The sequence below is a fragment of the Mycolicibacterium mageritense genome (genome assembly GCF_010727475.1).
Taxonomy (GTDB): domain Bacteria; phylum Actinomycetota; class Actinomycetes; order Mycobacteriales; family Mycobacteriaceae; genus Mycobacterium; species Mycobacterium mageritense.
In genome coordinates this window covers 1,119,007-1,131,676 of sequence record NZ_AP022567.1, presented here as the reverse complement: position 1 = coordinate 1,131,676, position 12,670 = coordinate 1,119,007, and the positions used below count along the sequence as shown (strand labels likewise).

The window sequence follows — 12,670 nt, the reverse complement described above, 5'->3', positions numbered from 1 at the left end:
AATGCAGACGCCTAACGTTCTAACTTGATACCTATGGACCTTGACCTCGGAGCGCCGACAGTGACCGCGGACATCGCGCGGCGGCTGCGTGCGCGCATCCGCGCGGGCGAACTCGGCCCGGGCGATCGGTTGCCCGCCGAGCGCGACCTCGCCAAGCAGATGGGGGTAGGGCGCGTGAGCATCCGCGAAGCGCTTCGCCTGCTGCAGGCCGGCGGTTATGTGGAGGTCCGTCGCGGGGCCACCGGGGGCACTTTCGTGACGCAACTGGACCGCCCGTACCGTAACTGGCTCAGTGAGATGCGCAGCGGCGTAGGTGAGATCACCGAGATCCTGGACCTGCGCATCGGTCTGGAAGGGCAGGCCGCCAGACTTGCGGCGAGCAGGCGCACCGATGCCGAGCTGGAGATCATGGCTGCGGCTATCGACGAGATGTCGAGTTCTCACTCAAGAGTCTCATTTCGCAATTCCGACGCGCGCTTTCATGGCGCGCTGGCCCAGGCGGCGCGCAACCAGCGGCTGGAGTCGGCGATCGCCGGCGCGCGCGGCGAGATGTTCGCGCCCCTCGACGAGCTGGTGTACACCGAGATCGTCGAATCGAGCCGAGCCGGCCATCTGGCGGTGTACGAGGCCGTGCGCGACGGCGACCCGGAGCGGGCTCGCCGCGCGATGGAGGAGCACCTTGAGCAGACCCGCCAGGAGTTGGAACTGCTGATTTTCGGGAAGGACACGGAGGGCCACGCATGACCGGGCCCTCCGCGGGTGCTCCCTAGCGATCGGCGCGGGCCGGGTCGGGTGCGGGCGATTCGGCGACCGGCCCGGTTCCGAAGATGTCCAGGTTCGTGCGCAACGGCCGGACCGAGCCCACCACGAATCCGATGATCGCGACGATCACCAAAAGCCACGGCATCGAGTTGACGATCACCGATTCACTGCCGGACAGCAGCGGGTAGTTGGCCACGATCAGATAGCAGCCGCAGAACAGCCCGGTCGCGGCGAGCGCGGGCGCCACGCAGTGGGTCCACCAGTGCCGGTCGGGCCGACGGAGGAAGAACCCGATCACCGCCACCGATGTGACACCCATCAGGGCGATCACGCCCAGCGCGCCCAGGCCTGCAGTCTGATTGCCCAAGTCGAGGTACGGGTCGGCGCCTGCGAGTGAGTATCCGGCGACCGCCACCGCGACGACCGCGGCCTGCACGCACGCCGCGACGTGCGGGGTTTGAAACCGTCGGTGGGTGCGGCCGAGCCGGCGCGGCAGGACGCCCTCGCGGCCGAATGCCATGAGATAACGCGTGGCCATGCCGTGCAGTGCGAACAGCACGGCGATCAGGCTCGTGAGCAGCAGCCAACTCATGACGTGCACGGACCATGCGCCGAGGACGCCATGGGCGGCGTTGAACACGAAATTGCCCGGATCGGCAGCGGCGGCCGCGGGGGCCTCGGTTCCGCCGGAGGCCGCGATCAGTGACCAGGACGAGAGGAGGTAGACGACGCCGATGAACGTGATTGCGAGCTTCGTCGCGCGCGGCACCGTGCGGCGCGGATCCTCGGCCTCTTCGCCGAAGATGGCGGTGGCTTCGAAACCGATGAAGGATATGAAGACGAACATGAAGCCGATTCCGACTGCGCCACTGAATATCTCGGTGGGGCTCAGCGAGCTGAGGGGGTAGGCGCCCGGGCCTTTGACCACGAGTGTCGCGATGTCGAGCAGCAGCAGCAGCCCTGTTTCGAGGATGAGCAGCACCCCGAGCACGCGCGCGTTGATCTCGACACCGAGGATGCCCACGGTCAGCGCGACGGCGAGCATGCCGAACGAGAAAACCTGCCACGGGATTCCGATGCCGAATTCGGTCGTGAAGATGTTGTTCGCGAAGTATCCGACCAATCCGACGACGTAGAGCACCAGAACGTTGTAGGCGAGCACCGCGACCAGTCCTGCCGCCATGCCGAGCCTACGGCCCAGCCCGACGGTGACGTAGGCGAAGAACGCGCCCGCATTGGTGACGTGGCGACTCATCGCGGCGTACCCGACCGCGAACAGCGCCAGCACGAGCGCTACGGCGACGTAGGTGCCCGGTGCGCCGACGCCGTTGCCGAGGCCGACTGCCAGGGGAAATGCGCTGGCCATCGCGGTCAGGGGAGCCGCGGTCGCGACGACCATGAACACGATCGAGCGCACACCCATCGCACCGGCTTTGAGCTGACCGCCGGCCTCGCCCGGGCTCTGGTTGTGTGGTTCTGCCACGGTGGACTCCATTCTGCGCAGGCATGGTTCTAAGGTAGGGCCATTGCAGAATACGAGCGCAGCGCCGATTAGGCACGAAAAATCTGGATATCGCCAACCGAGTGCCCGGCGTCAGGTGCGACGCCTCCGGTGCCGGTGCCGGCCCGTGCGTGCGCAGCGTGGCCGGCTGTCAGCCTTGCAGCACGGCCATCGCCGCGTTGTGCCCGCCTATGCCGGACACTGCACCACCGCGATGAGATCCGGAGCCGCACAACAGGATCCGCTCATGCGCAGTGGCCACACCCCAGCGCTGCGCCGCGGTCTGCAGCGGCGCGTCGTCCTCGACGAACGGCCAGTTCAGCGCGCCGTGGAAGATGTTGCCTGCGGTCATGCCGAGCGCCTGGTCGAGATCCACCGTGGTCTTGGCCTCGATGCACAGCCGGCCCGAGGCGTCTTCCATCAGCACGTCCTGAACAGGTTCTGCCAGAACTGAATTCAGCGAGTTCAGCACTGCCGAGGTGAGCCGGTCACGCATGCGGTCGGGATCACCGACCGCGAGCGAGTGCGGGGCGTGCAGCCCGAACACGGTCAGCGTCTGGGCGCCGGACGCGCGCAACTCGTCCGACAGGATGCTCGGATCGGTCAGGGAATGGCAGTAGATCTCGCACGGCAACGGGTCGGGCACATGTCCGCCCGCGGCGGTCCGGTAGGCGCCGTCGAGCTGGGTCAGTGTCTCGTTGATGTGGAACGTGCCACCGAAGGCCTGCTCGGGTGTCACCGACTCGTCGCGCAAGCGGGGTAGCCGCCGCAGCATCAGGTTGACCTTGACCTGCGCGCCTTGCGTGAGTTCGGGCGCCGGTTCGCCCAGCAGGCCGGCCAGCACGACAGGCGTCACGTTGGCCAGGATGTGGCCCGCGCGGGCCCGGTGTGCCGTACCGCCCTGCCGGTAACGCACCTCGCCCTCCGGGTCGATCGCGTAAACATCTGCGCCGGTGACGATTTCGGCGCCGAAGCCGGCCGCCGCCGCGGCCAGCGCACCGCTCACCGCGCCCATGCCGCCGACCGGCACATCCCAGTCCCCGGTGCCGCCGCCCACCAGGTGGTACAGCAGGCACACGTTCTGGATGAGAGTCGGGTCGTCGGTCGCGGCGAATGTCCCGATCAGCGCATCGGTGGCCAGCACGCCGCGCACCAGGTCGTTGCCCACCGCGGCGCGGATCGTCTCGCCGATCGGGCGTTCGGTCAACTCCTTCCACGCGTCGGCCGCTTCGGCCGACTGGCCCGTCAACACGTGATCACGCATCTCGGAGCGGGTCCGCAGCGGTTGCAGCAGGGTCGGCCAGATCGGCCCGGTGACCAGCCCGCAGCGGCGATAGAACTCGGCGAAGCCGGCTTCGTCGGCGGCTGCCCCGATGGTGTCGAACGTCGACTCCGTCCCGATCAGCAGGCCCGTGCGGCCTCCGGTGGCGGGATCCGGTGTGTAGGACGCGTAGCGGCGCCGGGCCAGCCGGATCCGCGCACCGAGATCGTCGATGATGCGTCGCGGCAGCAGGCTGACCAGATACGAATAGCGCGACAGTCGCGCATCCACACCTTCGAAGGCGTGCGCGGACACCGCGGCGCCGCCGACGTGGTCGAGGCGCTCGAGCACCCGGACGCTGCGCCCCGCGCGGGCCAGGTAGGCGGCGGCGACCAGACCGTTGTGGCCGCCGCCGACGATCACGACGTCGTGCTGTGAGTCGGTCATGTCAGGTCAGCCGCGGTAGCCCTCGACCTCGTCACCCGGGCGTAACCGGGCCGCACCGGGATCCTGGCCGGTCTCGCGCAGCGCGCGGCGCTGCCGCAACAGATCCCAGCACTGATCGAGGGCGACTTCCACTGCCTGCAGGCGTTCGTGTTCCTCGGTCTCGTCGATCTCCCTGCGCTGCAGCTTGGATCGGAGTTCCTGCTCCTCGGCGACCAGTCGGTGAACTTCGGCGAGGATGTCCTGATCTTTGGTCACCCCGCCAGTCTGCCCGACTACGGTTACTCCGGTGAGTACAAAACCAGAGATCGAATTTCCCGACGGCCCTGCCCCCACCGAGCTGGTGATCACCGATCTGGTGGTGGGCGACGGTCCCGAGGCGGTTCCCGGTGGAACTGTCGAGGTGCACTATGTCGGCGTCGAGTACGACACCGGTGAGGAGTTCGACAGCTCGTGGAATCGCGGTGAGTCCATCGAGTTTCCGCTCCGCGGCCTGATCCAGGGCTGGCAGGACGGTATTCCCGGGATGCGCGTCGGCGGTCGCCGCAAACTGGTCATCCCGCCGGCGCAGGCCTACGGACCTGCCGGTTCCGGTCACCGGTTGTCGGGTAAGACCCTGATTTTCGTCATCGACCTGCTCGCCGCCCGGTAGCGGCCTTCCCGACGATCCGACGACACTTCCGAAGTTTGCTGGTACGGTCTTACTGTTTGGCCGGGGGAGGGCACTGTCAGTCGACGTCAGGAGTACCTAATGTCGAGTTCGGACGAGACTCGCACGATTACGGGCTGGCGAACAGCAGCCAAATTTTATCGGCGGCCACCCGGCGTGGCGTGGTTGCTGGCCCTGATCGCCGTCCCGTTGTTGCTGGGCCTCATCGGATGGAGCGCAGGCGACCGGTCTGACAAGGACGTTGCACTGACCCTGCCGAGCGTGGATCCGTCGGCGACGCTGAGTGCGCCTGCCGCGGGCGCGCCTGACCTCAACGCGCCGACGGCCAGCGCACCGAACCTGTCGTTCGCGCCGCTGTCCATAACCCGCGCCGGCAACGACGTCACGGTCAGTGGAGACGTTCCGGACGACGCCGCGAAGGCGGCTTTGCTGGATTCGTTGCGGGCTCAGTTCGGTCCGGACGTGAACCTGATCGACAACCTGACCGTCACACCGGGTGCGAGCACGCCGGACCCGGGGGCGGTCGGTTCGGTGCTCGGCGCCGCGGTGGCCGGCATCCCCGACTTCGGTTTCAAGCTCGACGGTGACACCCTGACGCTCACGGGCACCGCGCCGTCGGACGAGGTCAAGGCCTCTGTCCAGGCCGCGGCAGCCGCCGCGTGGCCGAACCTCAAGATAGTCAACAACATTCAGGTTGCGCCCGCACCCGGGGCGCCCGCTGTGGCGCCGGCCCCCGGTCCCTGCTCATCGCTGCAGGACGACGTCAACGCGCTGCTGCGCACCCCGATCAATTTCGCCACCGACGGGTCCGAGGTGGCACCGGATTCACAGCAACTGCTGACCCAGGTGGCCGACAAGCTCAAGACCTGCACGGGTGGACGGGTCACGGTGACCGGCTACACGGACAGTTCCGGAAACGACGACATCAACGTGCCGCTCAGCGCCAACCGGGCCAAAGCGGTTGCCGATTTCCTGGTTTCGCAGGGCGTACCCGGCGGCCAGGTGTCGTCGTCGGGGCAGGGTTCGGCCAACCCCATCGCCCCCAACGACACCCCCGAAGGCAGGGCGCAGAACCGCCGAGTCGAGATCACGGTCAACTAGGGAGATTCGACATGGACTTCATCATGCAGTGGTTCTGGTATCTGCTGGCCTTCGTGGTGGGCTCTGCGGTCGCATGGGGCGCGTCGGTGCTCACGATCAAGCACACCAGCGAAGAGGAGGCGCTCGCCGACCTCCCGGACGCGCGTGAGATCGGAGCGTCGCGATGAGCAACGTGAACTGGTGGCTGATGGGCCTGGCCTTTGTGCTCGGCGTGGCGCTCACGCTGGCGCTGACCGTCCGCCGCGTCAAGCGCGAGGTTCCGGTGTACGGCGCGCTCGGCCGGGGGCCGGGCACCGGTGGCGCCGGGGCGTCGGCTACGCCCAAGCACGCAGCGGCCGACGATGCCACGACCAAACTGCCCAAGGTGGGGGTTCCCGGGGCGATGGCGGCCGGTGCCGCGGCAGCGGGTGTCGCGGGCGCGGCTGCCGCCGCGGGCAAGGACGACACCGCGGCCGCGGAGCAGCCCTACGGCGCCGGCTCGATCCGAACCGCCGCCACCGCAACGGCTCCCGACGGCTATTCGGTCAAGGGCAACGAGGATTCGATGCTCTACCACACCACCGAGAGCCCGTCGTACCAGCAGACCGTCGCCGAGATCTGGTTCGTCGACGAGGAATCCGCGGTCAAGGCCGGTTTCAACCGATGGGACAGCGGAAAGTCCCAGCGCGGCAAGTAACTTCCGCAACCAACTTCCACAACGGACTTCCGCGAGCAGACGCGTGCGTACCCGAAAATCAGCCGATCGGGGTACCTGCGCGTCTGCTCGCCATCTCTAGTGCGGCCCGGGCAATCGCAACAGCAGCCGGGCCCCGCCCAGTGGGCTGGCCTCCAAAGCTGCTGTGCCGCCGTGTAGTTCGGCCTGCTGAGCCACGAGCGCCAGGCCGAGCCCGGACCCGGAGCGCGAGGCCGTCGACCCCCGCGAGAACCGGGCGAACACTTCGGAGCGCTCTTCCTCGGGAACGCCGCAGCCGTTGTCGTCGACCGCGATCTCCACGCCTGCCCGCGAACTCACGGCTGACAACTGCACGCGCGTGGCACCGCCGTGCTTGACGGCGTTGGCGATCGCGTTGTCCACCGCGAGCCGCAGCCCGGTCGGCAGCCCGATGATGATCACGGTCGGTGCGGGCGCGAGCGTGACCTCGAGGTCGGGATAGACCCGCATGGCGTCGTGGGCCGCGCGGTCGAGCAGCTCGGTGATGTCGACGGTGACATGGTCGTCGGTGGTGGACAATTCGCCCTGTGCGAGCCGCTCCAGCGCGCCCAGGGTCGCCTCGATGCGTGACTGCGTGCGGATGACGTCGTTGACCACTTCCTTGCGCTGGTCGTCGGGCAGGTCGAGCGTTGCCAGCACCTCGAGGTTGGTGCGCATCGCGGTGAGCGGCGTGCGCAGCTCATGCGCGGACACCGCGGAGAAGTCGCGGGCCGAGGCCAATGCCGCCTTGGTGCGGTCCTGCTCGGACCAGATGCGCTTGAGCATGCCGTTGACGGCGTCGGCGATCTCGACGGCCTCGGTCGCGCCGCGCACCTCGACGTCGGGTGCCTCGTCGGCCGCGTCGATCTGCCGGGTTTGCTCGGCCAGCCGCTTCAGCGGGCGCACCGCGAACGCCGCCAGCACCCAACCGAGCACGGTCGCCGCACCGATGGCAAAGACGCAGATCACGATCACCCGACGGTGCAGGTTGTTGGTGTCGGCAATGGTCGCGTCGTACGTCGCGCCGACCGCGACCCACATGGGCCCCGGCGCCGGGATCTCCACCGTGCGTACGCGGTAGCGCACGCCGTCGATGTAGGTGTCGGCGTATCCGGCGGGCAATTCCGGCAGCACCACGTTCGAGTTCGAGGTCACGTCCCCGGCTTGGCGCACCGTGATCACGGCGTCCTGCTCGCTGGGGGAGCGCGGGATCTCGTGCAGGCCCCGGGGCAGGAACGGGATGGCGAAGCCCGCCGCCTCGTCGAGCCTGCGGTCCAGCCGCTCCTTGCGGTCGTTGGTGATGCCGATCCACACGATGGTGCCGACGATGATGACGACGATCGCCGCGCCGATGGCCGTCGCGAACGCGACCCGGGTCCGCAGCGACGGCGTGCGGCGGAAGATCCGGGTCAGCAGGCTCATATCGCTATTGGGTCCGGAGAACGAAGCCCACGCCACGCACGGTGTGCAGCAGCCGCGGTGCGCCACCGGCCTCGAGCTTGCGGCGCAGGTAGCCGATAAACACGTCGACCACGTTGGTGTCGGCGGCGAAGTCGTAGCCCCACACCAGCTCGAGCAACTGGGCCCGGGACAACACCGCGGTCTTGTGCTCGGCCAGCACGGCCAGCAGGTCGAATTCGCGTTTGGTCAGGTCTACGTCGACGCCGTTGACGCGCGCCCGCCGGCCGGGGATGTCCACTTCGAGCGGACCGACCTGGATGGTCTCCGACGAGAACGTGGCCGACGAGCCGCGCCGCCGCAGCAGGGCCTTGACCCGCGCGACCAGCTCGGCCAGCACGAACGGTTTGACCAGATAGTCGTCGGCGCCGGCCTCCAGGCCGGCGACCCGGTCGTCGACGCTGCTGCGGGCCGACAGCACACACACGGGCACGTCGTTGTCCATGGCGCGCAGCGCCGTCACGACGCTCACGCCGTCGAGCACTGGCATGTTGATGTCGAGCACGATCGCGTCCGGCCGCGTCTCGGTGGCGCTGCGCAGCGCTTCGGCACCGTCGACAGCCGTCGACACGTCGAATCCGGACAGTCGCAACCCGCGTTCCAGCGAGGCGAGCACGTCAGGGTCGTCGTCCACCACGAGCACTCTCGGGGAGGCTGAGCCGCTGTCTGTACCACTAGCCATGGGGCCATCTTGCCCGATGAACAACTGCTATTGCCGCAGGCACGTCCCGGACATGATTCGGTGCTAGCATCCGGCGCTTATGCTGCCCAATTCGCCGCGGGTGATCGTCCAGCCCGACGACGGCGCCGCCCCGGTCCGCGAATTTCTCGGGTCGGCCCAAAAGTCGTTGTTGATCAAACAATTCACGTTTACCGAGCCGTCGCTGGTGCAGGCCGTGATCGACCGGCACACGTCGGGTGTCGCGGTGCGCGTGATGTTGAACCCGAAACGGTCCGGCGGGGACCGGGCCAACGACGAGACCTTCGAGCAGCTGCAGCGCGCCGGGGTGGACGTCGCGTGGACCAACCCGTCGTTCTATGTCACGCACGAGAAGTCGATCGTGGTCGACGAGCGGGCCGCGCTCGTGGCCACGTTCAACCTGTGCGAGAAGTACTTCACCCTCACGCGCGACTACGGCGTGGTCACCACGGAGCCCGCTCAGGTCGCCCAGATCGTCGATGCGTTCAACGCCGATTGGGATCACGCCGAATGGGAGCCGTCGGTGTATCGCGGCCTGCTGTGGAGCAATTCGAACTCGCGCTACCACATGGCCAAGTTCATCGACACCGCGCAGCACCGGCTGCGGATCCAGCACCCGAAGTACGTGGACGCGGTGATCCTCGACCACATCGCCGCGGCCGCGGGGCGCGGCGTCAACGTCCATGTGCTGTGCGGCGGCAGGCACGGCATCAGCGAATGGGACATCCTCGACACGTTCGCGTCGCTGCGGACGTTGCGCCGCTTCGGAGTGAAGGTGCGCAAGCAGAAGAACCTGCGGGTGCACGCCAAACTGCTCATCGCCGACGACGCCAACGCCCTGGTCGGGTCGATGAACATCGACCGCAGCGCGTTCGATCTGCGCCGTGAGCTCGGGATCACGCTCGACGACGCGGCCGCGGTCGAGCAGTTGCGGCGGGTGTTCGACGCCGACTGGGAGCTGTCGCACCACTACGAGCCGCCCGACCCGCTGCACCCCGAGACCCACCACGAGGACGACTTCCCGCACGACCCCGACCTGGTCCATGAGTGAGCAACAGGTCGAGCGCGTCTCGCTGCTCGAGCTGGCCTGGACGTTCAACCACATCGCGCTCGCGTCGTTCGGCGGCGGGCTGTCGGCGTGGTCGCGCGAGGTGCTCGTGGTCGAGAAGGGCTGGCTCGGTGAGGCCGAATTCCTCTCGGCCATGACGATGTGCCGGATCCTGCCCGGCGCCAACCAGGTCAACATGGCGGTGTTCGCGGGCACCAAGATGCGGGGCCTGCCCGGCGCGGTCGCGGCGGTGTTCGGGCTGTGCCTGATGCCCCTGGTGATCGTGCTGGTGATGTCGTTCTTCTACTTCCGCTTCAAGGAAGTCCCTGCCGTCAAAGGTGTGCTGCACGGTGCGTCGGCCGCCGCGGTCGCGCTGACCGTGGCGATGGTGATCAAGACCGGGCGGCAGTGCCTGACGGGCCTGGTGCCGGTGTTGCTGTTCGCCGGGGCGTTCGTGCTCAACGGGCTGCTGCGCTGGCCGCTGCTGGGGACGTTGGCGATCCTGGCCCCGCTGAGCCTGATCTGGGCGTGGCCGCGCAAGAGTCCCGCGTGACCACCTACCTGCAGCTCATCGGGCTTTTCGGGATGCTGTCGCTGCTGTCGATCGGTGGCGGCAACGTGGTGCTGCCGGAGATGCACCTGCGCGCGGTCAACGACAGGCACTGGCTGACCAGCAGCCAGTTCGCCGACCTGTTCTCGATCTCGCAGACCGCGCCGGGCCCGAGCATCCTGATCGTGTCGATGGTCGGCTACGGGGCAGGCCTGCATGTCGGCGGCGTGCCTGCGGCGATTCTCGGCGGCGTGGTGGCCACGGTCGCGATGGTGGTGCCCGCCGCGACGTTCGTCTACATCGTGACGCTGTTCTGGCAGAAGGCCGAGAAGTCGCGGCTGCGCCGTGCGGTCGAGAAGGGCTTCGCGCCGTTGACGGTCGGGCTGATCCTGGCCACCTCAGTGGTGATGAGCCGCGCCGCGGACCACGACTGGCGGGCCTACCTGCTGACCGCGGTGTGCACAGCCATCTTCGTGTTCTCCAAGGTCAACCCCCTGATCGTGGTCGCCGCGGCGGGGGTGATCGGCTACTTCGGTTTCATTTGAGCTACGCCGGGGAAGTCGTTGACCTCATCAATTGTTGAGGTTTTACGGTGATGCTCATGAGTATGGAAACGGTGGCGCGACAGACGCTGTACCGGCAGGCGCACGCGCGCGGCGGAGATCTGCGGACCCTCGCGGACCGGCGGCTGCTGGCGCGCATCTGGCGGTTCGCCGCCCGCCATCACCGCAGGCTGGGCTGGTTCGTCGCGGTCAGCGTGGTCAGTGCCTTGTTGACGGTCACGACGCCCGTGCTGGCCGGTCGCGTGGTCGACGCGATCACGCAGCGCGGTCCCGCGTCGACCGTGGTGCTGCTGGCCGCGGTGATCGCCGCGGTGGCCGTCGCAGAAGCAGTCGTGTCCCTTGCGACCCGGTGGCTGTCGTCGAACATCGGTGAAGGCCTGATCCTCGACCTGCGCACCGCGGTGTTCGACCACGTGCAGCGCATGCCGGTCGCGTTCTTCACGCGCACCCGTACCGGGGCGCTGGTGAGCCGGCTCGGCAACGACGTCATCGGCGCGCAACGCGCGTTCTCCGACACCCTCTCGGGCATCGTCGCGAACCTCGTGACGCTGACGCTGACGCTCGCGGTGATGCTCAGTATCTCGTGGCAGATCACCCTGCTGTCGCTGGCGCTGCTGCCGTTGTTCGTGGTGCCCGCGCGGCGTATCGGCGCGCGCATGGCGGGCCTGTCCCGCGAAGCGGCCGCGCACAACGCGACCATGAACACCCAGATGACAGAACGGTTCTCGGCGCCCGGCGCCACGCTGGTCAAGCTGTTCGGCAGCCCGGAGCGCGAGTCGGGTGAGTTCGCGGTGCGCGCCGACCGGGTCCGCGACATCGGGGTGCGTACGGCGATGCTGCAGGCGACGTTCATGAACTCGCTCACCCTGATGTCGGCGCTCGCGCTGGCCCTGGTCTACGGGCTGGGCGGCATGCTGGCGATCGGCGGTCAGTTGCAGGCGGGCGCGGTCGTGTCGCTCGCGTTGCTGCTGACCCGGCTGTATGCGCCCCTGACCGCGCTGGCCAACGCACGCGTCGAGATCGCCAGCGCCCTGGTGTCGTTCGAGCGGGTTTTCGAGGTGCTCGACCTGGTGCCGCTGATCGCCGAGAAGCCGCGCGCCGTGCCGGTTCCCGACGGCCCCGTCGCGGTCGAGTTCGACGACGTGCGCTTCTCCTACCCGTCGGCCGACAAGGTGTCGCTGGCCTCGCTCGAAGAGGTCGCGACGCTCGACGACCGTGGTGGCGACGAAGTGCTGCACGGCATTTCGTTCACCGCGCGCCCCGGGCAGATGGTGGCGCTGGTCGGTTCGTCGGGCGCGGGCAAGTCGACCATCGCGTCGCTGCTGGCCCGGCTCTACGACGTCGACAGCGGCTGCGTCAGGCTCAACGGCGTCGACGTGCGGGACGTGACGTTCGCGTCGCTCAAGGACACCGTCGGCATGGTGACCCAGGACGGGCATCTGTTCCACGAGTCGATCCGCTCCAACCTGCAACTGGCCGCTCCGGGAGCGTCCGACGAACAGCTGTGGGAGGCGCTGCGCCGCGCCCGGCTGGACGACGTCGTCGCGGCGATGCCCGACGGGTTGGACACGGTTGTCGGTGAGCGCGGATACCGTCTGTCCGGAGGGCAGCGGCAGCGGTTGACCATCGCGCGCCTGCTGTTGGGGCGATCACGGGTGGTGGTTCTGGATGAGGCGACGGCATCGTTGGACTCGGCGTCGGAAGCCGCCGTCCAACATGCCCTGGCCGAGGCGCTCGACGGGCGCACCTCGCTGGTCATCGCGCACCGGCTGTCCACGGTGCGGGCGGCCGATCTCATCCTGGTCGTCGAGGACGGGCGCATCGTCGAACGCGGCACGCACGAGCAACTCCTGGCCCGCACCGGTCGCTACGCCGAGCTGTACTACACGCAGTTCGCCGACGACGCGACCGCGGCATGACG

14 protein-coding genes are annotated in these 12,670 nt (G+C 68.3%); 9 read left to right on the top strand and 5 right to left on the bottom strand.

The window, feature by feature from the left end:
- Positions 1-60 precede the first annotated feature (60 nt).
- A complete protein-coding gene (locus G6N67_RS05430; RefSeq protein ID WP_163642116.1) occupies positions 61-744 on the top strand; it encodes a FadR/GntR family transcriptional regulator in 684 nt (227 codons plus the stop codon).
- 22 nt (positions 745-766) lie between these two features.
- Here the strand turns inward: G6N67_RS05430 and G6N67_RS05425 are convergent, their stop codons facing one another.
- From G6N67_RS05425 to G6N67_RS05415, 3 genes are all read right to left on the bottom strand, one after another.
- Positions 767-2,245: an APC family permease gene (locus G6N67_RS05425; RefSeq protein WP_163642114.1), complete on the bottom strand. Its 1,479-nt coding sequence runs from the start codon at positions 2,243-2,245 to the stop codon at positions 767-769.
- A gap of 169 nt (positions 2,246-2,414) precedes the next feature.
- Positions 2,415-3,971 carry a phytoene desaturase family protein gene (locus G6N67_RS05420; protein ID WP_036433689.1) on the bottom strand — a complete coding sequence of 519 codons (1,557 nt, stop codon included), beginning with the start codon at positions 3,969-3,971 and terminating at the stop codon, positions 2,415-2,417.
- A 6-nt stretch (positions 3,972-3,977) separates the two neighbouring features.
- Entirely contained in the window at positions 3,978-4,226 is a 249-nt protein-coding gene (locus tag G6N67_RS05415; protein WP_036433690.1) for a DUF2630 family protein, read from the bottom strand.
- A 31-nt stretch (positions 4,227-4,257) separates the two neighbouring features.
- Between G6N67_RS05415 and G6N67_RS05410 the strand changes: the two genes are divergently transcribed.
- The 4 genes from G6N67_RS05410 (at position 4,258) to arfC (ending at position 6,415) form a co-directional block, all read left to right on the top strand.
- Positions 4,258-4,620: an FKBP-type peptidyl-prolyl cis-trans isomerase gene (locus tag G6N67_RS05410; RefSeq protein WP_036433691.1), complete on the top strand. Its 363-nt coding sequence runs from the start codon at positions 4,258-4,260 to the stop codon at positions 4,618-4,620.
- A gap of 99 nt (positions 4,621-4,719) precedes the next feature.
- Positions 4,720-5,739 carry a channel-forming protein ArfA/OmpATb gene (arfA, locus tag G6N67_RS05405; protein ID WP_036433692.1) on the top strand — a complete coding sequence of 340 codons (1,020 nt, stop codon included), beginning with the start codon at positions 4,720-4,722 and terminating at the stop codon, positions 5,737-5,739.
- Positions 5,740-5,750: 11 nt separating this feature from the next.
- Positions 5,751-5,906 carry a channel accessory protein ArfB gene (arfB, locus tag G6N67_RS38765; protein WP_036433693.1) on the top strand — a complete coding sequence of 52 codons (156 nt, stop codon included), beginning with the start codon at positions 5,751-5,753 and terminating at the stop codon, positions 5,904-5,906.
- Positions 5,903-6,415 (top strand): channel accessory protein ArfC, sunset domain variant, encoded by a 513-nt coding sequence (gene arfC / locus G6N67_RS05400; RefSeq protein WP_036433694.1) that lies wholly within the window; start codon positions 5,903-5,905, stop codon positions 6,413-6,415. The genes arfB and arfC overlap by 4 nt, the downstream gene beginning before the upstream one ends.
- A 96-nt stretch (positions 6,416-6,511) precedes the next feature.
- Here arfC and G6N67_RS05395 read toward each other — a convergent pair whose 3' ends face one another.
- Entirely contained in the window at positions 6,512-7,852 is a 1,341-nt protein-coding gene (locus G6N67_RS05395) for a sensor histidine kinase (protein ID WP_036433695.1), read from the bottom strand.
- Between the two features lie 4 nt (positions 7,853-7,856).
- Positions 7,857-8,570 carry a two-component system response regulator PrrA gene (gene prrA, locus G6N67_RS05390; protein ID WP_036433696.1) on the bottom strand — a complete coding sequence of 238 codons (714 nt, stop codon included), beginning with the start codon at positions 8,568-8,570 and terminating at the stop codon, positions 7,857-7,859.
- 79 nt (positions 8,571-8,649) lie between these two features.
- On the opposite strand from prrA, the gene G6N67_RS05385 reads away from it, so the two are divergent.
- The 4 genes from G6N67_RS05385 to G6N67_RS05370 are packed head-to-tail and all read left to right on the top strand — an operon-like array spanning position 8,650 to position 12,668.
- Entirely contained in the window at positions 8,650-9,639 is a 990-nt protein-coding gene (locus tag G6N67_RS05385) for a phospholipase D-like domain-containing protein (RefSeq protein ID WP_036433697.1), read from the top strand.
- Positions 9,632-10,189, top strand: a complete 558-nt coding sequence (locus G6N67_RS05380; RefSeq protein WP_036433698.1) for a chromate transporter — start codon at positions 9,632-9,634, stop codon at positions 10,187-10,189. Before G6N67_RS05385 ends, G6N67_RS05380 begins: the two co-directional genes overlap by 8 nt.
- Entirely contained in the window at positions 10,186-10,731 is a 546-nt protein-coding gene (locus G6N67_RS05375) for a chromate transporter (protein ID WP_036435792.1), read from the top strand. The genes G6N67_RS05380 and G6N67_RS05375 overlap by 4 nt, the downstream gene beginning before the upstream one ends.
- Positions 10,732-10,787: 56 nt before the next feature.
- Positions 10,788-12,668, top strand: a complete 1,881-nt coding sequence (locus G6N67_RS05370) for an ABC transporter ATP-binding protein (RefSeq protein ID WP_036435793.1) — start codon at positions 10,788-10,790, stop codon at positions 12,666-12,668.
- Positions 12,669-12,670: the final 2 nt, after the last annotated feature.

Excerpts from the sequence above, each read along its gene's own strand:
- arfA (WP_036433692.1), top strand. The coding sequence starts at position 4,720 with ATGTCGAGTTCGGACGAGACTCGCACGATTACGGGCTGGCGAACAGCA.
- G6N67_RS05385 (WP_036433697.1), top strand. The coding sequence starts at position 8,650 with ATGCTGCCCAATTCGCCGCGGGTGATCGTCCAGCCCGACGACGGCGCC.
- arfB (WP_036433693.1), top strand. The coding sequence starts at position 5,751 with ATGGACTTCATCATGCAGTGGTTCTGGTATCTGCTGGCCTTCGTGGTG.
- arfC (WP_036433694.1), top strand. The coding sequence starts at position 5,903 with ATGAGCAACGTGAACTGGTGGCTGATGGGCCTGGCCTTTGTGCTCGGC.
- G6N67_RS05370 (WP_036435793.1), top strand. The coding sequence starts at position 10,788 with ATGAGTATGGAAACGGTGGCGCGACAGACGCTGTACCGGCAGGCGCAC.
- prrA (WP_036433696.1), bottom strand. The coding sequence starts at position 8,570 with ATGGCTAGTGGTACAGACAGCGGCTCAGCCTCCCCGAGAGTGCTCGTG.
- G6N67_RS05380 (WP_036433698.1), top strand. The coding sequence starts at position 9,632 with ATGAGTGAGCAACAGGTCGAGCGCGTCTCGCTGCTCGAGCTGGCCTGG.
- G6N67_RS05395 (WP_036433695.1), bottom strand. The coding sequence starts at position 7,852 with ATGAGCCTGCTGACCCGGATCTTCCGCCGCACGCCGTCGCTGCGGACC.
- G6N67_RS05420 (WP_036433689.1), bottom strand. The coding sequence starts at position 3,971 with ATGACCGACTCACAGCACGACGTCGTGATCGTCGGCGGCGGCCACAAC.